Origin of the sequence: Aquisalimonas asiatica, from assembly GCF_900110585.1 — a bacterium.
Taxonomy (GTDB): Bacteria; Pseudomonadota; Gammaproteobacteria; order Nitrococcales; family Aquisalimonadaceae; genus Aquisalimonas; species Aquisalimonas asiatica.
This window is the reverse complement of record NZ_FOEG01000001.1, coordinates 34,400-55,674: the sequence shown is the minus strand read 5'-3', so window position 1 is coordinate 55,674 and position 21,275 is coordinate 34,400. Positions and strand designations below refer to the sequence as shown.

The 21,275-nt window shown below is 65.7% G+C and carries 23 protein-coding genes; 5 read left to right on the top strand and 18 right to left on the bottom strand.

Features of this window, described 5'->3' with window-relative positions:
* Positions 1-8: 8 nt before the first annotated feature.
* On the bottom strand, positions 9-971 hold the full coding sequence (locus BMZ02_RS00290) for a glutathione S-transferase family protein (RefSeq protein ID WP_091638932.1): 963 nt from the start codon (positions 969-971) through the stop codon (positions 9-11).
* A gap of 160 nt (positions 972-1,131) precedes the next feature.
* Positions 1,132-1,704 carry a hypothetical protein gene (locus BMZ02_RS00285; protein WP_171909746.1) on the bottom strand — a complete coding sequence of 191 codons (573 nt, stop codon included), beginning with the start codon at positions 1,702-1,704 and terminating at the stop codon, positions 1,132-1,134.
* Positions 1,705-2,054: 350 nt separating this feature from the next.
* Here BMZ02_RS00285 and BMZ02_RS00280 point away from each other — a divergent pair, with 350 nt between their 5' ends.
* Positions 2,055-3,026 (top strand): ABC transporter ATP-binding protein, encoded by a 972-nt coding sequence (locus BMZ02_RS00280; protein ID WP_091638930.1) that lies wholly within the window; start codon positions 2,055-2,057, stop codon positions 3,024-3,026.
* 21 nt (positions 3,027-3,047) lie between these two features.
* Positions 3,048-3,821: an ABC transporter permease gene (locus BMZ02_RS00275; RefSeq protein WP_091640311.1), complete on the top strand. Its 774-nt coding sequence runs from the start codon at positions 3,048-3,050 to the stop codon at positions 3,819-3,821.
* Positions 3,822-3,889: 68 nt separating this feature from the next.
* Here the strand turns inward: BMZ02_RS00275 and BMZ02_RS00270 are convergent, their stop codons facing one another.
* Positions 3,890-4,207 (bottom strand): H-NS histone family protein, encoded by a 318-nt coding sequence (locus BMZ02_RS00270; RefSeq protein ID WP_091638928.1) that lies wholly within the window; start codon positions 4,205-4,207, stop codon positions 3,890-3,892.
* A gap of 243 nt (positions 4,208-4,450) precedes the next feature.
* Between BMZ02_RS00270 and BMZ02_RS00265 the strand changes: the two genes are divergently transcribed.
* Together BMZ02_RS00265 and BMZ02_RS00260 are read left to right on the top strand one after the other, a co-directional pair.
* Positions 4,451-5,686 carry a hypothetical protein gene (locus tag BMZ02_RS00265; protein ID WP_091638926.1) on the top strand — a complete coding sequence of 412 codons (1,236 nt, stop codon included), beginning with the start codon at positions 4,451-4,453 and terminating at the stop codon, positions 5,684-5,686.
* Between the two features lie 27 nt (positions 5,687-5,713).
* Entirely contained in the window at positions 5,714-6,895 is a 1,182-nt protein-coding gene (locus BMZ02_RS00260; RefSeq protein ID WP_091638925.1) for an MFS transporter, read from the top strand.
* Here BMZ02_RS00260 and pdxH read toward each other — a convergent pair.
* From pdxH to adk, 3 genes are all read right to left on the bottom strand, one after another.
* The gene (pdxH, locus tag BMZ02_RS00255) at positions 6,885-7,475 is read right to left on the bottom strand and encodes a pyridoxamine 5'-phosphate oxidase (protein WP_091638924.1); all 591 of its coding nucleotides are present in this window, start codon (positions 7,473-7,475) and stop codon (positions 6,885-6,887) included. The genes BMZ02_RS00260 and pdxH overlap by 11 nt on opposite strands.
* Positions 7,472-8,884, bottom strand: coding sequence for an NfeD family protein (locus BMZ02_RS00250; protein ID WP_091638923.1), 1,413 nt, complete (start codon positions 8,882-8,884; stop codon positions 7,472-7,474). The genes pdxH and BMZ02_RS00250 overlap by 4 nt, the downstream gene beginning before the upstream one ends.
* Positions 8,885-9,026: 142 nt before the next feature.
* Entirely contained in the window at positions 9,027-9,683 is a 657-nt protein-coding gene (gene adk, locus BMZ02_RS00245) for an adenylate kinase (RefSeq protein WP_091638921.1), read from the bottom strand.
* Positions 9,684-9,960: 277 nt separating this feature from the next.
* Here adk and BMZ02_RS00240 point away from each other — a divergent pair, with 277 nt between their 5' ends.
* The gene (locus tag BMZ02_RS00240; RefSeq protein ID WP_171909745.1) at positions 9,961-10,746 is read left to right on the top strand and encodes a pentapeptide repeat-containing protein; all 786 of its coding nucleotides are present in this window, start codon (positions 9,961-9,963) and stop codon (positions 10,744-10,746) included.
* Here the strand turns inward: BMZ02_RS00240 and BMZ02_RS00235 are convergent.
* From BMZ02_RS00235 to cysE, 12 genes are all read right to left on the bottom strand, one after another.
* A complete protein-coding gene (locus BMZ02_RS00235) occupies positions 10,743-11,522 on the bottom strand; it encodes an NRDE family protein (protein ID WP_091638920.1) in 780 nt (259 codons plus the stop codon). The two genes, BMZ02_RS00240 and BMZ02_RS00235, sit on opposite strands and share 4 nt — an antisense overlap.
* Before the next feature lie 3 nt (positions 11,523-11,525).
* Positions 11,526-12,683, bottom strand: a complete 1,158-nt coding sequence (gene bamB / locus BMZ02_RS00230; protein ID WP_091638918.1) for an outer membrane protein assembly factor BamB — start codon at positions 12,681-12,683, stop codon at positions 11,526-11,528.
* Positions 12,680-13,312 carry a YfgM family protein gene (locus BMZ02_RS00225; RefSeq protein ID WP_091638917.1) on the bottom strand — a complete coding sequence of 211 codons (633 nt, stop codon included), beginning with the start codon at positions 13,310-13,312 and terminating at the stop codon, positions 12,680-12,682. Before BMZ02_RS00225 ends, bamB begins: the two co-directional genes overlap by 4 nt.
* A gap of 16 nt (positions 13,313-13,328) precedes the next feature.
* The gene (gene hisS / locus BMZ02_RS00220) at positions 13,329-14,615 is read right to left on the bottom strand and encodes a histidine--tRNA ligase (RefSeq protein ID WP_091638915.1); all 1,287 of its coding nucleotides are present in this window, start codon (positions 14,613-14,615) and stop codon (positions 13,329-13,331) included.
* Between the two features lie 83 nt (positions 14,616-14,698).
* Positions 14,699-15,856 (bottom strand): RodZ domain-containing protein, encoded by a 1,158-nt coding sequence (locus BMZ02_RS00215; RefSeq protein WP_091638914.1) that lies wholly within the window; start codon positions 15,854-15,856, stop codon positions 14,699-14,701.
* Positions 15,849-16,592, bottom strand: coding sequence for a type IV pilus biogenesis/stability protein PilW (gene pilW / locus BMZ02_RS00210; protein ID WP_091638912.1), 744 nt, complete (start codon positions 16,590-16,592; stop codon positions 15,849-15,851). The genes BMZ02_RS00215 and pilW overlap by 8 nt, the downstream gene beginning before the upstream one ends.
* The gene (gene rlmN / locus BMZ02_RS00205; RefSeq protein ID WP_245753937.1) at positions 16,589-17,674 is read right to left on the bottom strand and encodes a dual-specificity RNA methyltransferase RlmN; all 1,086 of its coding nucleotides are present in this window, start codon (positions 17,672-17,674) and stop codon (positions 16,589-16,591) included. The genes pilW and rlmN overlap by 4 nt, the downstream gene beginning before the upstream one ends.
* 46 nt (positions 17,675-17,720) lie before the next feature.
* Entirely contained in the window at positions 17,721-18,146 is a 426-nt protein-coding gene (gene ndk, locus BMZ02_RS00200; protein ID WP_091638908.1) for a nucleoside-diphosphate kinase, read from the bottom strand.
* Between the two features lie 202 nt (positions 18,147-18,348).
* Entirely contained in the window at positions 18,349-18,672 is a 324-nt protein-coding gene (locus tag BMZ02_RS00195; protein ID WP_091638906.1) for a HesB/IscA family protein, read from the bottom strand.
* Between the two features lie 16 nt (positions 18,673-18,688).
* Positions 18,689-19,066, bottom strand: coding sequence for an iron-sulfur cluster assembly scaffold protein (locus BMZ02_RS00190; RefSeq protein ID WP_091638904.1), 378 nt, complete (start codon positions 19,064-19,066; stop codon positions 18,689-18,691).
* Positions 19,066-20,328, bottom strand: coding sequence for a cysteine desulfurase family protein (locus BMZ02_RS00185; protein WP_091638903.1), 1,263 nt, complete (start codon positions 20,326-20,328; stop codon positions 19,066-19,068). Before BMZ02_RS00185 ends, BMZ02_RS00190 begins: the two co-directional genes overlap by 1 nt.
* Complete coding sequence (gene cysE / locus BMZ02_RS00180) at positions 20,309-21,118, bottom strand: serine O-acetyltransferase (RefSeq protein ID WP_091638901.1); 810 nt, start codon at positions 21,116-21,118, stop codon at positions 20,309-20,311. The genes BMZ02_RS00185 and cysE overlap by 20 nt, the downstream gene beginning before the upstream one ends.
* Between the last annotated feature and the right edge of the window lie 157 nt (positions 21,119-21,275).

Sequence of the window (21,275 nt, the reverse complement as noted above, 5' to 3'; positions counted from 1 at the left end):
AGCACCTGTCAGCTCAGGCGATCCCGGCCGTGGGGGGCGTCCAGGTCCACCTCCGGTGCCCGCGCGACGATCCCCGTAGGGTTGATGAACCCGTGACTGCGGTAATAGTGCTGCCGGATGTGATCCATGTTCGTGGTCTCCCGGAAAGCGGGCCGCTGGTAAAGATCCCGCAGGTACCCGAGCAGATTGGGGTAGTCCATGATCCGCCGCTGCGAGCACTTGAAGTGCACGCTGTAGACGGCGTCGAACCGCACCAGCGTCGTATAGAGTGCGATATCCGCCTCCGTGATGCTGCCACCGCACAGGAACCGCTGCTGCCCCAGAACCTCATCCCAGTGGTCGAGCGCACCGAACAGCGCCTCGGATGCTTCTTCATAGGCGTCCTGGGACTGCGCGAACCCGCACTTGTAGACACCGTTGTTGACCGGTTCGTAGATGGCGTCGATGGTCTCATCCACCCGTGCCACCAGATCGGCCGGGGCGTAGTCGGTCGTGTCAGCGGCAACGGACTGCCAGCGGTGGTCCAGCATGCGCAGCAGCTCCCGTGACTCGTTGTTCACGATGGTCTGCTCCCGTTTGTCCCACAGCAATGGCACCGTCACCCGGCCCGTAAACCCTGCATCCGCAGCCTGGTAGACCTCGCGCAGGAAGCGCGCCCCATGGATGGGGTCCGACGTGCTTCCGGGATAGTCACGGAATTCCCAGCCATCGTCGAGCATCAGCGGGTGGACCACCGACACCGGAATCGCTTCTTCCAGCCCTTTCAGCCGGCGCATGATGAGAACACGGTGCGCCCACGGGCATGCATAGGACACGTAGAGGTGGTACCTCCCCGCTTCCGGCCGGAACCGGGCACTGGCGTCATCCGTGATCCAGTCGCGAAACGCGGACTCCTGCCGGACGAACCGCCCCTTGTTGTCGGGCTCGTAGCCCTGGGTATACCAGACGCCTTCAATCAGTCGACCACCCATGCAGATTCTCCCGGTGCCCAGCACCTTTGTTGCAGTACGCCAAAAGTTCTTACAAGGATAGTCCAATTTCGGACTTTTTCAAGGGCTCCCGAACCAGGAACAAAAAAACCCGGGTGGACACGTCCACCCGGGCTTGTCAGCACAGAAGGCTGGAAGGGTATTACTGCGGGGCCATTTCGCCGCCCTGCTGACCACCCATGCCGCCCTGCATGTCCTGCTGGATCTGCTGGAACTCTTCAATCAGCTCATCCGTCTCCGGATCTTCTTCACGCATGGCTTCCATCAGATCGTCCTGGAAGGCCTGCTGTGCCTCGACGACTTCATCGTCCTGCATGGCAACCTGCTGCGCCTCCTGGAGGTCCTGCTGCGCTTCCTGAGCTTCCTGCAGCATCTGCTGGCGCTCTTCGTCGGACAGGCTCTCGTCCTGCATGTCAGCCTGGACCGACTCAAGCGTCTGCATGCTCGCGTCCGGGTCATAACCCGCTTCTTCCATCTTGCGGATCACCAGCTCTTCGAGCTCGTCACGCTGCTGCTCCAGGCCCGGGTTGTTCTCAAGGGCCGCTTCCTGAACCTCGGCAAGACGCTGCTGGATCTGCTGAAGCTCCATCTGCGGGCCACCTTCCTGGCCCTGGGGCTGCTGCTCCATCTGGGCCACCGCGCTACCAGCGAAAATCATCGCTGCTGCCACGACAAGCGCCCGCAGCGCTCCAGTACCGATCATCTGCATTTGCATAGTCAGGCCTTCTCCCGTTTGCGGCCTATGCGGCCGATTTTGCATCAAGTATGAAAGCTTAGCAGCCGATTCACGTGTCGTGTCAAACCAACAGATCGTGCACGCGTCGACTTGCCCGCTCTGACGGCACGAAAACGCACAGGTTCCATCCGATTCAGGAAATTTCCGATAAACGGGTCGCAACCCGCCCCTGACTTGCCCGCCTCCCTGTCGCGCGGGTACTGTACTCACCTTCCTGGATCCAGCCCGCCGTGCCGGTCACGGCCCCGCACCCGCCCGCTCGGCGGAGCCCGGAGCTGCAGGCGCGCCGGCGCACGACCAATCATTCGCCCCGGGGGCATTGCGCACTCATGAAAGCACTCTCGCTGCAGGGCCTGAGCAAGACCTACAAGGGCGGGACGACCGCGCTCAGCGACGTCAGCCTGGACGTGGAAGAAGGCGCCTTCTTCGGCCTGCTCGGCCCGAACGGCGCCGGCAAGTCGACCATGATCGGCATCATCAGCTCGCTGGTCACCATGTCGTCCGGGAGCGTGGAGATCTTCGGTTTCGACCTCAACCGGCACGAGTGGGAAGCGAAGACCCGGCTCGGGCTGGTCCCGCAGGAATTCAATTTCAACGGCTTCGAGACCGTCGAGCAGATCGTGCTCAACCAGGCGGGCTACTACGGTATCCGGCGCCGGGAGGCGCGGGTGCGCGCGGAGAAATACCTGCGCCAACTGGGGCTGTGGGAGAAACGCGGGGATGCCTCACGCACCCTGTCCGGTGGCATGAAACGGCGACTGATGATCGCCCGGGCGCTGATCCACGAGCCGCCGCTGCTGATTCTCGACGAGCCCACGGCCGGCGTGGACATCGAGCTGCGGCGCTCCATGTGGGCTTTTCTGCGCGAGATCAACGCACGCGGCACGACCATTATTCTCACCACCCACTACCTCGAAGAGGCCGAGAGTCTCTGCCGGAAGATCGCCATCATCGATGAAGGCCGCATCATCGAGCACACCAGCACCCAGGCCCTGCTGAACCGGCTCAAGACCCACGCCTTCATTCTGGATGTCCGCGGGCCGCTCCAGGAGGCGACCCGGCTTCCCGGTTACGCCGTCCAGCAGCTGGATGACGCGCGCCTGGAGGTGGAGGTCCACGAGGACCAGTCGCTCACGGACCTGTTCGCAGCGCTGGGCGAGCGCGGCATCTCCGTGATGAGCATGCGCAACAAGTCCAACCGCCTGGAGGAACTGTTTCTGCGCCTGCTCGAGGATAACGGCGGCAGCAGCGACGCCGGCGAGCCCGGCCAGCCGGAAGCCTCTGCCGCCGAGAATGCCTGACACCGGGCCATGGAGAACCGCATGTACTGGAAACAGTCACTGATCGCCCTGCAGACCATTGCCTACAAGGAGGCCAACCGGTATCTCCGTATCTGGATGCAGACGCTGCTGCCGCCGGCGATCACCATGACGCTCTACTTCGTGATCTTCGGCAACCTGATCGGACCGCGCATCGGCCCGATGGACGGCTACACCTACATGGACTTCATCGCGCCCGGGATCATCATGATCGCGGTAATCACCAATTCCTATTCGAACGTGGTGTCCTCGTTCTTTGGAGCAAAATTCCAGAAGCACATTGAGGAATTGATGGTCTCCCCCACCCCGAACATCGTCATTCTCGCCGGCTATATCTCCGGCGGTGTGGGACGGGGCCTGCTCACGGGGCTGATCGTGACCATCGTGGCCAGTTTTTTCACCACGCTGCAGATTCACAACGTGGGCGTGCTTGTCTCAGTGGTGTTTCTCACCTCGGTGCTCTTCTCCCTGGGAGGCTTCGTCAACGCCATTTTCGCCAGGAAGTTTGACGATATCTCCATCGTCCCCACGTTCATTCTCACACCGCTGACGTACCTCGGCGGCGTGTTCTATTCCATTTCCCTCCTGCCGGACGTGTGGCAGGGCGTGTCACTGCTGAACCCCGTTCTGTACATGGTGAATGCGTTCCGCTACGGCTTTCTCGGCGCATCGGACATCGACATTCGCGTGGCCTACGCGATCATCGGTCTGTTCATTCTGGTGCTGGGGACGCTCAGCCTGACGCTGCTGAAACGGGGTGTCGGGCTGCGGGGGTAAGATCACGGCCACAAAAAACCCGGGCGGCGCGCCCGGGTTCCGGTTGACGTCTCGGCGGTCAGCGCGCCTCAGTCGTCGACCCGCAGGGCGTCCAGGGATTTGCCCTGGGCTTCCCACTCCTTGATCCAGGCCGGCTTGCGACCCCGTCCGGACCACCCCTTGGACGGGTCCTCCGGATGACGGAAGCGTACCGACGCGGCCCCTTTACCGGACTTGGAGCCACCGCCGGAAACCAGATCGGTCACTGCCAGGCCGTACTTTTCGGCGACCTGCTTGAGTTCTTTCTGGGCTTCCTTGACATCCTGCTTGCGGCGCTTTCTAAGCTCCTTGTCGATGTCTTTCTTTAACTGATTGAGTTCCTGGGACGTATACTTGGTAAGATCCATCCTTACTCCTTTTCGGGCTCAGCCCCACTGCGATTGACGTTTGAAAGATAGTTGAAATGCAAAGTCGGTGCAATACCGACCCTGTAGAAAACAGGGAGACATTAACAATATCTGTAAACGGAAGAAAACCGACCTTTCGTTAAAGCCTGCCCATTCGTTGCCAAATCGCGACAACCGTCGGGACGAAAACCATACGTTCAGGTATAGTGGCGCCCCATTTTTCGTTCGCCGACTGGAGGCCTCATGCAGAACCAGGTCGCTGCCGTACCCGCCGTACTGACGGTGGAATTGGATCTGGATGTCGTCGCTCAGGGGCAACGCCCGCCCGAGCCGCTGTCTTCAGAGGCGGCTGATTCGTTGTGCTGGGCCATTGCCGACGACCTTCAGCGCATTCTCGGCCCCTTGAACGACTACGGGTTCGTCCTCCTGGGCGGTCTGTACGATCTCACGGAGATTCTCCGTCCCGGATTGCCCATGGTGGATGTCCTCTCCGAGCTGTACCGGCGCAGCCTGCCCGACACGCGCTTTCAGCCGCAGGTCATGGCCATCGGCGCAGACGGTGACGCCTTTCCAATTCCGGAAATCGCACCGCGTCGCCGCCCGGGCTCCGGCCCCTTGCTGGCCATTCCGTTTCTTTTTCTCGGGGAACCGGAAAACATGGACGCCCTGGGCACGAAACTCGAGAAGAACCTGCTCGAGAAGGGACGTGCCTCGCTGAAAACGGGTCAACTCGTTCAGGACCGATTCGGCATCAAGGCGCTCAATCTTTCTTTCGCGACATTCAACGACCTTTGCGCGCTGATGAAGATCCAGCTCGAGCATGCTGAATTCGGCCCGTTGTGGACATTGCTGGAGGCTGCACTGTTTACCAGCCAGCCGCCGGCACGGGTGGAACTGCCGGAGGGCAATCTCCTGCTGGTGGATGGTGCCCAGGGTTTCGCCCGCTTTCTGACCTTCAGCCAGTGGGCCACCGAGAACCCCGGCGTCACCGACCCGGCGGCGGCTTACGGCCGCTTCCAGCAGATTCAGCGACAGTACACCGCCGGCCTCGCCGCACACGGGCTCAGCGTGCAGGTGGTGGAGGATAGCGCGGACCTGCGGGACGACAACCTGGACCAGGCGTTGTCGGCAGCCCGCATGGGTGCCATGCCCGCCGAAACGCTGGAGGTCAACGAAGTGGTTACGGACACGGGCGACTGGAGCGACGTGGCAGGCATCAGCCTCACGGAACACAGCCGCCCCGGCCTGGGACCGGTGGCCTACACGGTGCTCGTGCGCTCCGCGGACGACCGGGTCATCCACTACGCCAACCACTACCCGCTCGCGCCGGAGGGCATTCAGCACATCCGCGCGCAGTGGCAGGACACCGCGGCACGGTACGGGCTGGATCTCGAGTTTCTGCAGCCGGGCGACATCCTTCACAACGCCAATGGCGATCAGCTGCTCCCGTGGCCTGAGGCCATGGGCGCCAATCACTGACCGCAATGGGCGACGAGGGACTCCTGCATGGCTGAACCCGTGCGCCGGGCGCTGCTCGCGGTGATCGTGGCAGGCGTCTGCCTGGATACGCTGATCTACGGGCTTGTGGTTCCCATGCTCCCGCAACTGGGCGCTGAACTGGACTTCGGCCAGACCGGGGCCGGCATCCTGCTGGGCAGCTATGCGTTCGGCCTCTGTGTCGCCACCCCGCTGATCGGCCTGGGCATCCGGCACTGGGGCTACCGGCTGCCCCTGATCGGCGGCATCGCCGGTCTGGCGGCCGTGACCCTGCTGTTCGTCGCCGCCGACAGCTTCACCGCGATGATCACCGCCCGCATGCTCCAGGGCGCCACCTCCGGCGCCACGTGGACGGCCGGTCTGGCGGTCATCGCCAACCACTGGCCGAGTCATGAACGGGGCCGGGCCATGGGCATGGTGATGACCGGTTTCGCGGTCGGTCTGATGGCCGGCCCACCGCTGGGCGGCATCGTCAGCGACCTGTTCGGAATCACGGCAGCATTCCTGGCGCCGGCTGCCGTTGCGCTGCTCCTGACGGGCGTCGCCGCGTCTGTGCTGCTGCGTCTGCCCGAAAGCGACCAGGCCAGCTCCGCCGGGCCGCTGGCGCGGATCCTGACGGACCCGGGCATTCTCGGTCTGGCCGGTGTGGTGGCCGCGGTGGCGGCCATCATGGGCCTGCTGGAGCCCACCCTGCCGCTGTTCCTGGAGCGCCAGTTCGGCAGCGGTGCCGGCACCATCGGTGTGCTGTTCGGGCTGATCGCCGTCGCGTTCGGGCTGGGCTCCCCCCTGGCCGGGTACGGCGGAGACCGTTGGGGTGCGGTCGCAACCATACGCCGTGGCGCGGCGCCACTGGTCCTGCTGCTGCCGTTGTTCGCCCTCGCGCCCGGCGCCTGGTGGACCGCGCCGCTGTTCGCTGCCACGGGGCTGTGCTGCGCTCTTGCCCTGGGCCCCGCCCTTCCGGGCCTGGCGGCCAGAATCGATCAGCACGACGGCCAGTCCTACGGAATCGTCTACGCGCTGTTCAACCTGGCGTTCGCCGTTGGGCTGCTGCTTGGGCCGGTCGTTGGCGCCCTGCTTGCGGAGGCCATCGGGCTGCTGCCGACGTTGCTGTTCACGGCCGCCGCCATCGCCGCCTTCCTGCCTGCACTCCGACGGCTGGCCTGGATCGACGGCGAGCAGATCAGGGGTTGACGAAACAGTGCGACCAGGCGCCGTCGCCGTCGCGCTGGTAACGCTCGCGCCGGTGCAGACGGCCATCCGCCGCTGCCCAGAACTCCATCAGTGTCGGATCGATGCGATAGCCGGTCCAGTGCGGCGGCCGCGGCACCGGCTGATCGGCGTACTCGCGCTCCAGCGCATCGACCCGTGCAGCCAGGGTCTCCGGACTGTCCAGGGGCTGCGATTGCTCGGATGCCCAGGCGCCGACCTGACTGAGCCGCGGCCGGGACGCGAAGTAGGCGTCGGCCTCGTCACCGCTGACCTGGCTGACGTCCCCTTCCACCAGGACCTGCAGGTTCAACGGCGCCCAGTAGAAGCACACTGCCGCCCTGGGCTGCGTGGCAAGATGCAGGCCCTTGCGGCTACGGGTGTTCGTATAGAACACGAATCCCCGGTGATCGACGCCCTTGAGCAGCACCGTCCGCGCGGCTGGCTGCCCGCCATCACTGACGGTTGCCAGCGTCATGGCCGTGGCATCGGCGATCTCCGCACAGTCCTGCGCCTGCCTGAACCACTCCTGAAACCGATCGATCGCCTGCTCGCGCAACGTCATTGCAACTCCTGCCGATTCGCTCCCGTGGGCCGCACATGGACGGTCAGGCCGTCCACACGACTGACCCGCACCGTATCACCCTTGCGCACTTCGCCCTCCCCTTCCAGCACCGCGTTCCAGACTTCGCCGAGCAGGCGCACCTTGCCGCGGCCATCCCGGAAATCCGCAGCGGCCTCCGCCGCCTCCTCCACCATCTGCTCGGCACCGGACGCAACCCGACGCCGATGGGAGCGGACAGCCATGGTGGCGATGCCGAAGATCACCACGAAGCTGACCGCGGAGACGCCGATCACCACGGCAAGGGAGAGCTCGTAGGCTTCGACACCGGTATCCACCAGCAGCAGTGAGCCCAGCACGAATGCGGCCAGCCCGCCGATACCCAGTATGCCGAAGCTCGGCATGAACGCTTCCCCGACCATGAAGGCAGCGCCAAGCAGCATCAGGCCAAGCCCGGCGTAGTTGATCGGCAACGCCTGGAAGGCGAACAGTGCGAGCAGCAGGCTGATGCTGCCCAGCACGCCCGGGACGACAGCGCCCGGATTGGCCAGCTCGAAGATGAGGCCGTAGATGCCCACGAGCATGAGAATGTAGGCCACGTTCGGGTTGGTGATCACCGACAGGAGTTCATTGCGCCAGTCGGGCTCGATGAACTCCAGCGCAAGCCCGTCCGTCTCCAGCGTGATGTCGCCGGCAGAGGTACGCACCTCACGGCCATCGATCTGCGCAAGCAGATCGTCCATGTCGTCCGCCATGAGGTCGATGACGTTGAGCTCCAGCGCCTCGGACGATCCGATGCTGGCCGCCTCGCGCACGGCTTTCTCGGCCCAGTCCGCGTTGCGGTCCCGCATCTCCGCCAGGGAGCGGATGTAGGAGACCGCATCGTTGATCATCTTGCGCTCCATGGCGTTGGCGGGCTGCGGCGCGCCGTTGCCGTTGTCCTCATCGGCGGCGTCCTCGTCACCGTTATCGCCGTTGCCGTTATCGGTGTCCTCCGTGGTCTCCTCCTCGTCGCCACCGGGCATTCCACCCATCTGCACCGGCGTGGCGGCACCAATGGTGGTCCCGGGGGCCATTGCGGCAACATGAGAGGCATACATGATGTAGGTCCCGGCACTGGTCGCCCGCGAGCCGCTTGGAGAGACGTAGGTCACGACCGGAACGGGCGATTCCACGATCGCCTCGATGATGTCACGCATCGAACTGTCGAGACCGCCGGGGGTGTTCATGCGCAGAACGATGAGCTCCGCGTCCCGTTCCGCGGCGCGATCAATGCCGCGGCTGACGTAGTCCAGCGTCGCAGGGCCAATGGCGCCGCGGATGTCCAGCACGTAACCGCCGGGCGCCTCATCGGCGCGCCCCGCCGTGAGTGCCAGCGTGACCAACAAGACCATCGCGAGAAGACGTTTCATGCCACCGGAACCGGTTCGAGGGGTGTGTTGAAGTCGCCCGAAACGGCGCGAGCGCTCTCATGTCCAACATACCGCACGGCAGGCCATAACGCCACGACACGCAAGCTGCGGGGCGGCGTGCGCCGCCCCGCCGGGGGCGGGATTACGCCGAGAGGGTGGTGATGATGCGGTTGCGGATCTCGTCGACGTCGCCGGTACCCTGCAGCGCAACGTAGCGCGGCGCATTCGGCTCGCCGCTGTCAGCCAGTTTCTGGTAGTACTCCACCAGCGGCCGCGTCTGATCATGGTAGACCTCAAGGCGCTTGCGCACCGTGTCTTCCTGATCATCTTCCCGCTGCACCAGGTCTTCACCGGACTCATCGTCCTTGCCGGCCACCTTCGGGGGATTGTGGTCGACGTGATAGACGCGCCCGGACGCCGGATGCACCCGACGGCCGCTCATGCGGCTGACGATCTCCTCGTCATCCACCTGCAGTTCAACCACGTAATCCAGAGCGATCTGCTCGTCCTTCACCGCCTCGGCCTGGCCGATGGTCCGCGGAAACCCGTCGAACAGGAACCCGTTGGCACAGTCCGGCTTGGCGATCCGCTCCTTGACCACACCAAGAATGATCTCGTCGGAGACAAGCCCCCCGGACTTCATGATCTTCTCCGCTTCCTGGCCCAGCGGTGTCCCTTCCTTGACCGCCGCACGCAGCATGTCACCGGTGGAAATCTGGGGAATGCCGAAATGCTCGCAGATGAACCCGGCCTGCGTGCCTTTGCCCGCACCGGGCGGTCCCAATAGAATGATACGCATGACTCAAATGCCTCCTCACTCCAATGCAATAAAATCGGTCCAATCGGCGGCGCCCGGCGGAGTCGTCCTGCCGGCGCACTCCCGGCCCGGTGCCGACAGCGCGCCTGCCATCGGGCGCCCGGGGCCGGAAGGCGCTACGGCGGCAACTGCCGCCACGGTCGGCAACGCACTGATCAATCTGGTGAAACATGCCTTCCGGGCGTCCAGCCATCAGAGTGCGGCGAACGCTGTCAGCGGGGTGTCTGCCCGGCTTACGACAGGGCTCATGGCGTTGGGCATGCTCATTTTTTCGGCGCTGAGCGTATCACCCGCCCATGCGGACTGCAACGCGGAGCCGGCCCAGGGGGTCAACTGGGCGGGCTGCGACAAGCGCGAGGCGGAACTGGAGGGGGCGACGCTGAACCGTGCCCTGCTTCGCCGGATCGATCTGACGGCTGCCATGCTTCAGGGCGCCAACCTTGAGGGCGCCGTGGTCACGGACGCCTCCCTGGACGAGGCGGACCTGCGGGACGGCCAGCTCAGGCGCGCCGACTTCGGCGCATCACGGCTGGCGCGGGCGCAGTTCAACGGCGCAGATCTCAAGCGCGCCCGCTTTGTCTCCTCCAGCCTGCCGGAAGCGAGTTTTGCCGGCGCTGACCTGGAAGATGTCCGTTTCGATTCCGCGGACCTCACTGCCGCGCGTTTCAACGAGGCGCGCCTGAGCGGCGCCAGCTTCTATAATGCCCGCCTCCAGGGTGCCGACTTCACCGAGGCGAGGGCCGATGGCAGCCGGTTCAACCGCGCCAACCTGGAAGGGGCGCGCTTCCACGGAGCCGACCTCAGCGACGCCAACCTGGAGCAGGCCAACCTGGAGGGAGCTGACCTCACCGGCGCCGACCTGCGCGGCGCGAATCTGGACGGCGCGTCCCTGGACGGCGCTGATTTCACCGGTGCCAACCTGGAACGGGCGGATCTCCGCAATGCCTCGACCCGGGGGACGGTGTTCGAGGACGCGAAACTGGGCAACGCAACCTGGACGGACCGCCGCCACTGCAGGCCACGCAGCGTGGGTGAGTGTGGCTAGGCGCCTGAGCCGAACTCCATTCCCTGCCACCGGAACGTGCGGTCATCCAGGCACTCCCCGTCCGGCCCGAAGGACCGCTCGCGCACCACGATTTCACCACCGGTGCCCACCGTGACCACGGTGGACGCCCGGGTGCCGTAGGCCTCGCTGACGATGAACGGGCTGGAGAGCAGGCGCTCCCAGTCTTTCGGGATGCCGGTATCCGGGAGCGAGCCATCGGCCGCCGGGCGCCGGTCAGCCAGCAGATCCAGCAGCGCACCACTATCGCAAGGGCCGGTATCGTGGATCAGGGTCTCGAGTGCCTCGCGGACCCGGACCAGCTTCGGCCACGGGGTGTTCAGCAGCCCGTTGCTGAGCCCGTGGACGCCCGCGGGCACCGGGCGTGCGATGCCTTCCTGGTTGGAGTAGTAATACAGACCACCGGCGTCACCCCACAGCAGGTTGAACCCGTTGTAACGGTTGCCGGTCGCTTCCAGGGTCTCACCGAACGCGCCGGGGTCATCCGCGGCAAGCGCATCCACGACCAGCTGCCCACGGGAAATCGTATCAGTGCGCTGCGGCTCCGGGTCGCGGTAGTTGGTTACCGTGGCGAACCGCCCGAGCGGCGTGACACCAAGCCAGGTCCCGCCCGCGGTAAGGTCACGCCCGGCGAGCAGAGGCGCCTCACGCCACCAGTGCATGGGCTCCGTGGGACGATGATGGTATTCGTCCCGGTTGCCCACGACGATCAGCGGGTACGCAGGGTGACACCCGACCGCAAAGGCCAGCAGGCACATACCCTACTCCGCGTCGCGATCCCGCAGACGATAGCGCATCAGGTATCCGTCGTCGGTCAGCACCAGCACACCGCCCCCGTCACTGACCGGCGCCTGGGAGATGCTGTCATCTTCCGAGACCTGCCGGCGCGCCAGGATGCGCCCGTCCTGCGCCGACAGCACCGTCAGCCGCCCGGTGCTGTCACCGAAGACCACGTAGTCTCCGTGCGCCGCCGGGGCCGTGGCGTTCAGGCCTTCCGTGTCGTTCTGCCGCCAGATGGACGCACCGGTGCGCCGATCCACGGCCCAGATGCGGCCGCTCTCATCGGTGACGTACACCCGCTCGTCATCCACATCCATGCCCGCATGGGAGGAAAACTCACGGTCCCAGTAGACCTCGCCGTCCGAGGGCGATACGGCCATCAGACGCCCGCGATAGCCCACGACATACAATGTGCCGTCGAACAGCACCGGCGTGGCGTCGATGTCGCGCACGCGGTCCAGATCCGCGCTGCCGCGGGGCTCCGATACGGTCACCTGCCAGGCAGACTCACCGTCGCTTGCGCGCAGCGCCTGCAGGACGCCGTTTTCGAACCCAATGGCCACGCCGCCGTTGAGCTGCACCGGATTGCTGGAGCCGCGCAGGGAGAGCGACGGCACACTCACATCATGCACCCAGCGGCGCGACCCGGTTTCGCGGCTGAAGCCGTACACACGGCCATCGGCACTGCGAACCACCACGATATCGTCACCAATCACCGGCAGCGCAAGCACTTCACTGCTGACCCGCGCATCCCAGATCTGCTCGCCGGTCTCCGGCTCCAGGGCGATGACACGCCCCTTGCGAGTACCCACGACGACCATGTCATCGGCAATTGCCGGCCCGCCGGAGATGCCGGTGCCGATACTGAAACGCCAGCCGAGTCGCCCCGACTCGGCATCGTAGGCGCTGACACGCCCGCGGCGGTCCGCCACGTACACCTGACCATCCACCAGCACCGGCGCCAGCGCTTCGCCCTCGGTCTGGATACCGGAGCTGGCACGCCGATGCCATTCGCGCTCGGCGAGGACTTCGGGCTGACCGTCACGGAGATCGTCCGAGGGTGTGGTGCGTTCCGAGGTGGCACCACAGCCGGCGAGGGCCACGCCCGCCAGCACCAGCAGCATCACCAGGTATCTCACGCCGAGGCCTCCCCGCCCATCTCGTTGAGCTTGAGTTCGATCAGCGTCCGGCGCATCCCGGAGACGGCATCGGCGTCCAGCGCGTTGCGGTATGCGGTCCGGGCTTCTTCCCGGTCGCCACGCGCTGCGTGGATATCACCACGCAGTTCCTCATACCGCCCTTCGTAGGGACCATCCTCGGCGTCTTCGAGAACAGCGAGCGCATCATCGAGGCGGTCGTGGCCGTAGTGAATCTGGGCAAGACGCAGCCTGGCCAGGTCCCGGAAGGGCTTGTCCGCGGCATTGTCGATCACCCACTGAAGCGTGTCGACGGCGTCGTCCGCGGCGTCCTGCTGCGCCTGGTAGGTTGCCAGCTGCATGCCGGCCATGGCGGCGTAGGTGCTGGAGCCGAAGTCATCAAGTACACGCTGGCCGCGGCGAACCACGGTATCCGCATCGGCCCCGGTATCCCGCGCCTCCACGAACTGCATGTACGTGGCCGACGCCGCCTCGGCCTGCCGATCCTGATAGGCACCCCACTGCTGCCAGCCGATCACCCCGCCGACGGCGATGATGATCCCGGCAATGACTGCACGACCGTGCTCCTGCCACCACTCACGCAGCTTCTCGACCTGTTCTTCATCACTCATGCGTTGATCCCGTCCTTCATGACTCGCGCCCCGTCTCCAGGCGCTCACGCAGTTCCCGCGGCAGATCCGCGCGGGTCACGGTCAGTTGATCCCCGTCGCCGTGCAAATCCTTGATCGCCACTTCGTTCCGTGCAACCTCGTTCTCGCCCATCACCACGGCAAGCCGCGCGCCCAGGCGGTCCGCTCGCTTGAACTGGCTCTTGAAGCTGCCACCACCGCAGTGGGTTACAACACGCAGACCGGTAATGGCGCTCCTGAGTTCCTCGGCGAGCACCAGTCCTTCCTGCGTGGCGGCGTCTCCGGCAAGTACAAGGTAGACATCCGGCGCCGCTGCGACCGGCGCCTTGCCGGCATCTTCCAGTAGGGCCACCAGGCGCTCCACGCCCAGCGCAAAGCCGATCGCGGGCGTGGGTCGCCCCCCGATCTGCTCCACCAGACCGTCGTAGCGGCCGCCGGCACAGACGGTTCCCTGCGCACCGAGCTGATCGGTAATCCACTCGAACACGGTGCGCCCGTAATAATCCAGGCCGCGGACCAGTTGGGGGTTCACGGTGTAGGCAATACCGGCGCGGTCCAGTATGGCGCACAGATCACGGAAGTGCTGCCGGCTCTCGTCGTCGATCCAGTCTTCCAGCGCGGGCGCCCCGTCCAGGAGAGCCCGTGTGTCGGGGTTCTTGGTGTCGAGAATCCGCAGCGGATTGGTACTCAACCGGCGCCGACTATCCTCGTCGAGGGCCGCTTCGTGGCCACGGAGGTAGTCCACCAGGGCGTCCCGGTAGGCGGCACGGGCTTCCGGGGTACCCAGCGTGTTCAGCTCCAGACGGATGTCATCGAGACCGACGGCACGCAGCATGCGGGCGGCCAGCAGGATAACCTCGGCGTCGATATCCGGGCCGGGCAGCCCGAAGACCTCCACGCCCACCTGGTTGAACTGCCGGTAACGCCCCTTCTGGGGCCGCTCGTGCCGGAACATGCTGCCGGCATACCACAGCCGCGGCTGGCGGTTGTGGAAGAGCCCATGCTGGATGCCGGCCCTGACGCAACCGGCCGTCCCCTCGGGCCGCAGACTGAGGCTGTCGCCGTTGCGGTCGTCGAAGGTGTACATCTCCTTCTCGACGATGTCGGTGACTTCACCGATGGAGCGGGAAAACAGCTCCGTCTTCTCCAGCAGCGGCAGGCGAATCTCTTCGTAACCGTAGGCGTCCAGCGTGGCGCGCAGGCGCTGCTCCACGAACTGCCACACGGGCGTGTGCTCCGGCAGGATGTCGCCGAATCCCCTGACGGACTGGATTGTCGTAGCCAATGGGCCTCCCTGTTGTTTCGATTGCACCGGAGCTGGTGCCGCGTCACGGACGCCGGGCGCGGGCGCACCGGCTCATGCCGGGATCAGGGCACCTCGACCCGTACGACCCGGCCAGGCCGCTCCGGCCCGAGCTCGACTGCTTCGTCATCGAAGTAGACGCTGACCCGCGACACGTCACCGACGAGCACGGAAAACGGCGCCTCTCCCTCGAGCACCTGCTCACCTTCGTCCTGGACCAGCCCGTAAAGCAACCGCTCGCCGCGGGCGTCCGTCACTTCCATCCAGGCCGGCCCGGCGAAGTCCAGGACCAGCTCTTCCGGATCCGTCAACGGCGGCAGGTCATCCTCCCCGGCACCGCCCTGCGCGGCCTCGCCGGCCCCTTCGCCCGTCTCGTCCTCCGGGGCTGCGTCGATGCTCGGGGCAGGTTCCGAAGACGCCAGGTCGGGCTCGACCGCCTCATCCAGGGACTGCTCGTCGCTACCCAGCGTCAGCCCTTCATCACTGCCGGCCAGCGGATCGTCCCCGTCATCAACCGACGCGGGCGGCTCTTCCGTTCCCAGCGTCAGGGGCTCATCGCTGGCAAGCTCATCGGCCAGGGTGTCCGGATCAAGCATCGCGGCCGGTGCATCATCCGCTGCGTCATCGCCATCCGGTGTGGCTTCCACCACCGGCTCGTCCTGCAGCTCGACGGCGTCGTCATCCTCCAGCACGGCGAGGCTGTCATCGTCGGCGGGGTCCGCGGTGTCGTCCTCGTCCGCCACCTCCGGCGCCTGCTCCGCCTCCGGATCGGCAATCTCGGCCGGCGGCTCGTCCGAGAGAAACGGCGCCGTGCGGTCAAGAAACCACCAGCCGGCACCCGCAATCACGGCGAACACCACGACACCCACGCCCGTGAGCGCCAGCACCCGCGGCATTTGCGGGGAGGTGTCCACCGGTGCGCTGACCTTGAGGCCAGGCTCGGACGCCCCCATGGAGGCATCCACACGGCGCATGAGTTCTTCGCCGTCCAGTTCCAGCAACCCGGCGTAGGCCCGGATGTACCCCCGTACGAACGGGCCCGGCGGCAGGTTGCTCCAGTTCTCCGCTTCCAGATCCTCAATGGTCTGAACGGAGAGGTGCAGTGCTGTGGCCACGTCCCCCGTGGTCATGCCCTTGTCCGAACGGGCAGCACGCAGCTCCACACCCGGGCCGGTCACGGCGCTGCCAACGCCTTCCTGGTTCTCGTTATCGTTATCAGTCATCGCGATCCATCCGGCGCAGTGCCTGCGCCTCTTCCGAGTCGGGATAATCGGAGCGCAGTCTCAGCGCATAGCTGGCTGCCTCATCCTTGTTATCAAGCGCATTCTCGATACGCACACCCAGCCAGAGCGTCGCCGCGTTCTGGCTCTGTTGCTCCATCAGGCGCTGGTAGTACCCCCGCGCCGACAGATAGTCACCGTTGTCGTACCGGAGCTCGGCCAGGTGCCGCAGCGCCGGCGCGAACCGGGACTCATGCTGCAGCGCACGCCGCAGATACTCTTCCGCTTCCTCTTCGCGACCATCACGCATGGCGCAAAGGCCGGCATTGGCCAGCGCCACGTGGCGCCGCTGGTAGAGGGAGTCGTCGATGGCGTACTGGAACTGCTCCTCGGCGTCGTCGTAACGGCCCTGACTGCACAGGAACCGGCCGTAGTTGTTGCGGACCGAGGACTGATCGTCATCCAGACGCAGGGACCGACGGTAATGGTGATCGGCATCGTCATACTCGCCAAGCCGCTCGGCCAGCACCGCCTTGGCCGCGTGGGCCTCGGGGTTGCGGCGGTCCTGCTCCAGCGCCTTGTCCAGGGACTCGTTGGCCTGGCTGAGATTGCCCTGCTGCATGTAATTGACGCCAAGCTGCGTGTTGATGCGCGACGCCTCACGACCCTGCTGCCCGCTGGCACAGCCAACGGCCACCAGCACCACCAACACCAGACTCGCACGCAGCAATCGCATCATGGCTGGGTCGCCTGCTCCCGCTCCGCCCGCTTCTGCCGCCGCCGCGTGCGGTCGGCAACCTTGCCGACCAGCTGGCCACAGGCGCCGTCGATATCGTCGCCGCGGGTCTTGCGGGTGGTGGAAACGAGCCCGGCATTGCTGAGAATGTTGCTGAACGCCCGGATCCGCTCATCGCTGGAGCGCTCGTAGGGCGCCTCCGGAAACGGGTTGAACGGGATCAGGTTCACCTTGGAGGGAATACCCTTGAGCAGCCGGACCAGTTGCCGGGCGTGCGCGTCGGAGTCGTTCACCCCGTCGAGCATGACGTACTCCCAGGTGATGCTCCGATGGGGCTTGTCCGCGATGTAGCGACGACACGCGGCCAGCAGGTCCGCAATGGGGTGCTTCTTGTTGATGGGCACCAGCTCGTCGCGCAGTTCGTCGTTGGGCGCGTGCAGCGACACGGCCAGGCTGATGTCGCTCACTTCGGTGAGCTTGTCCAGGTAGGGGATGACCCCGGACGTGCTCAGGGTGACGCGACGCTTGGACAGACCGTAGGCGTGATCGTCCTTCATGAGCTCCGAGGCGGGCACAACGTTCTTGAAGTTGAGCAGCGGCTCGCCCATGCCCATGAACACCACGTTGGTGACCTGCCGCCCCTTGCCCTCCTTCTCCAGCATCCGCCAGACGTACCACAGTTGACCGATGATCTCGGCCGTGGAGAGGTTGCGGTTGAACCCCTGATACCCGGTGGAGCAGAAGGTGCATTCCAGGGCGCACCCGACCTGGGAGGAGATGCACAGGGTCTCACGGTGCTTCTCGGGGATCAGCACCGCCTCGATGGCGTTGGAGCCGTCAAGCTGCAGCAGCCACTTGCGCGTACCATCCCTGGACTCCTGGTCCATGACCGGCTCGGGCACCCGCACCTCGGCGATCTCGGCAAGCTTGGCGCGCAGCGACTTGCTGAGGTCGGTCATGTCGTCAAAGTTGGTCACGCCGCGGGCGTGGACCCACTTGAGAATCTGGGACGCACGAAAGGGCTTCTCGCCCATGTCGGCGAAAAGCCCCTCCAGCCCCTTGCGGTCGAGGCCCAGGAGATTCAGCTTCTCCGGAGCCTGACCGGGTTTCACGCCGTTTTCGGCGACAACCTTAACGGGAACAGATTTCATCGGCCTTGAAGAAATAGTCGATCTCCTGCGCCGCCGTCTCCGGTGCATCGGAGCCGTGCGCCGCGTTGGCGTCGATGCTCTCGGCATAGTCATGCCGGATGGTGCCGGCCAGCGCTTCCTTGGGGTTGGTCGCCCCCATGATGTCGCGATTCTTGCGGATGGCGTCCTCGCCCTCGAGCACCTGCACCATCACCGGCCCGGAGGTCATGAAGCCGACCAGATCGTTGAAGAACGGGCGATCCTTGTGCACGGCGTAGAACCCCTCCGCCTGTTCCCGGCTCAGGTGAACCATCCGGGCAGCAACGATTTTCAGACCGGCCTTCTCGAACCGGGTGTACAGCTCACCGATGACGTTCTTGGCAACGGCATCCGGCTTGATGATGGAAAGGGTGCGTTCAACGGCCATCCGGCTACTCCGTAACTTAGTTGATTTATTTGAGAACAACTGTGGACTGGGTCAAATATGGGAACCTCCCCGGACGGAACCCGATAACCGGCTCTGCCCGGAGAATTCACAAGGCGCGCTAGTGTACCGCCTGCACGGAAGTGCGGCAATTTGAAGGCTATCGGACCGACCCGCCCCCGAGGAAGACCAGCGCCCGGGGGCGCTAGACCGTGAAGCTCTCTCCGCAGCCGCACATGTCCTTGACGTTCGGGTTGCGGAAGTCGAACCGCTGATTGAGCCCTTCACGAATAAAGTCCACCTCCGTCCCCTCGAGGAACGGCAGACTCTTGCGGCTGATCACGATGCGGATCCCGTGCTGTTCGAAGGTCACGTCGTTGTCGTTGACCCCTTCCGCGTAATCGACGGTATACATGAACCCGGAGCAACCACTGGTACGAACACCAAGACGCAGACTGTGGTCGTGGCCTTCCCTCTCGGCGTGCGCCTTGACATGCCGGGCCGCGGCTTCGGTCAGTTGGATCGCCATGCGTGCTACCTCCAGATCACAGTTGCCGTTCCAGGTCCGCCAGCGCATGCCGGAAAGCGTCCTCCACCACGAGCACCACCGAGACGGCCTGCGCCGGCAGTGCCAGGGCGTCGCAGATGGCCGGGGCCGTCCAGCCGGCTGCACCCTCCGGGGTGCTCCCGGCGACCGTGTCCGACAGCCAGCTGGCGGCCGCGATGGCCTCGGGCGGCCCGAGGCAGAGCCACCGTGCCGCGCCCAGTCGGCCCTCCGTGGAGGCGAGAACCTGGAACTCCACTTCAATTCCCGATTGTACATGACCGGCGCAACCCCTGCCGACCACCCCCGCGGCCGGGTCGAACCTGCCGGCATGACGTGGCGCCTCGAAATGGGTCCGGGCCATCCCCTGCAACACCATTACTCGTCCTCCTTTGACGCGTCGGCGGGCTGCGCGTTCCGCCGATACAGCGCGTCCAGGGAGTGCCCGTCGCGGTAACGCAGCCACGCCGGCGACAGGGCACGCAGGCGCTCCGCTGCAGCGGCCACCCGCGCGCCCGCCACATCCACCGACTCCGGGGTTGTCCAGCGACCGAAGCTGAACCGCAGCGTGCTGTGCGCCAGGGCGTCGGGCACGCCCATGGCGCGAAGCACATGGGAGGCGGCCTGGTCGGACGAACTGCAGGCCGACCCCGCGGAAACCCCCAGGTCGCCCAGGTCCGCCTGCAACGCATCACCGTTGATGCAGCCGATACTCACGTTGAGCACGTGGGGGCTGCCGTCCACCTGACCATTCACCTGCACGGCACCCAGGCCCACAAGCTGATCGCGCAGCCGGTTGCGCAGGCCACGGAGGCGGTCGGGCTCATGCGCCATCTCTCCCTGAACCAGCGCGCACGCCGCACCCATGCCGGCGATCAGGTGCGGCGCCAGCGTGCCCGGCCGCACCCCGCCCTGCTGGCCCCCGCCATGGAGCAGCGGCGACAGGCGCACCCGCGGCCGCCGCCGCACCCACAGCGCGCCCACGCCTTTCGGCCCGTAGAGCTTGTGCCCCGACAGGGCAAGCAGGTCGATGCCCCACTGGTCGACGTGCAGTGGCAGCCGGCCCGCGCTTTGCGCGGCATCCACATGAAACCGGGCGGGGTGATGACGGAGACGGTCGCCGATGGCAGCGATGTCGTTCACGGCACCGGTTTCGTTGTTCACGTGCATGAGGGAGACCAGCACGGTGTCGTCCCGCAGCGCCGCGTCAACCTGATCCACGGAGACGGCACCATCAGGGCCCGGCGGCAACAGTGTCACCTCCATTCCTTCCCGTTCGAGCTGCTCCAGCGCCCCCAGGACCGCGGCGTGTTCGGTACGCGCCGAAATCACGTGGTTGCCGCGGCCACGCTCCCGGGCGAAACGGCCGACCCCGAGGATGGCCAGGTTGTCGGATTCGGTGGCGCCGGAGGTCCACACCACGCCTTCGGGAGCCCCTCCGATCAGCGCCGCCACCTGCTCGGCGGCGGCGTCGACCAGCCGGGCGGCATCCACACCCCAGGGGTGGAGTGACGATGGATTGCCGAACGCGCCGTCGATCTGCAGGCATGCCGCCATGCGCGCCGCCACCTCCGGCGCCACGGGGGTGGTCGCGGCGTAGTCCAGGTACAGGCGCCCGGCGTCAGCGGGTACGGTCGTCATCGCCCTCCGACTCCGCGGTCTCTTCCGCCGACGCCTCCGGGCCACCATTGCCGTTCTCGAACCGGTTGCAGTCCAGATCGGGAATGTGCGCATCCGGGAGGCGCCCGCCCAGGTCCCGGACGGCCTGGCACATCTCCACCAGCCGTTCATCGGTGACATGGATATGGTCAAGAATCGAATTGATCGCCTGGCTGACGGGATCGGGCATATCCGTCGTGCCATAGGCGTCGAACCCGATCTTGCGCGCCGTGGCCTCGCGCTGGGGCGTCTTGTCGGCGCGCTGCCCGGCGATGCGTGCGGGAATGCCCACCATGGTGGCCCCCTCCGGCACGTCCTTGATGACCACCGCGTTGGAGCCAACCCGGGCGCCGGTTGCCACGTTGACAGGCCCGAGCACCTTGGCGCCCGCCCCCACCACCACGTCGTTCTCCAGTGTTGGGTGCCGCTTGCCGCGCTCCAGGCTGGTACCCCCGAGCGTGACCCCGTGGTAGAGGGTGCAGTCGTCGCCGATCTCGGCGGTCTCGCCGATCACCACGCCCATGCCGTGATCGATGAAGAACCGTCGGCCGATACGCGCGCCCGGGTGGATCTCGATCCCGGTGGTCCAGCGGGCAAACAGCGAGATGAACCGCGCCAGCCAGTACAGTCGCCAGTTCCAGAGGCGATGGCATAAGCGGTGCCACAGCAGGGCGTGGAGCCCGGGATAGCAGGTGAGCACATCGAACGCGTTGCGGGCCGCTGGGTCACGGTCCCTGACGCACCGGATATCCTCTCGAATACGATTGAACATTGGGGATTTCCTTGTCCGGAAGGCAGGCTTCAGGCTCTGTTCGGGCCACGGTCACTACTCAGGTACAGCTGCGACAACAGCAGCGACAGAGACAGCGGCAACAGAGCCTGTGGAGATGTCCGGTCATGGTGCCTTCATGGTAGCGAACTCGGCGACA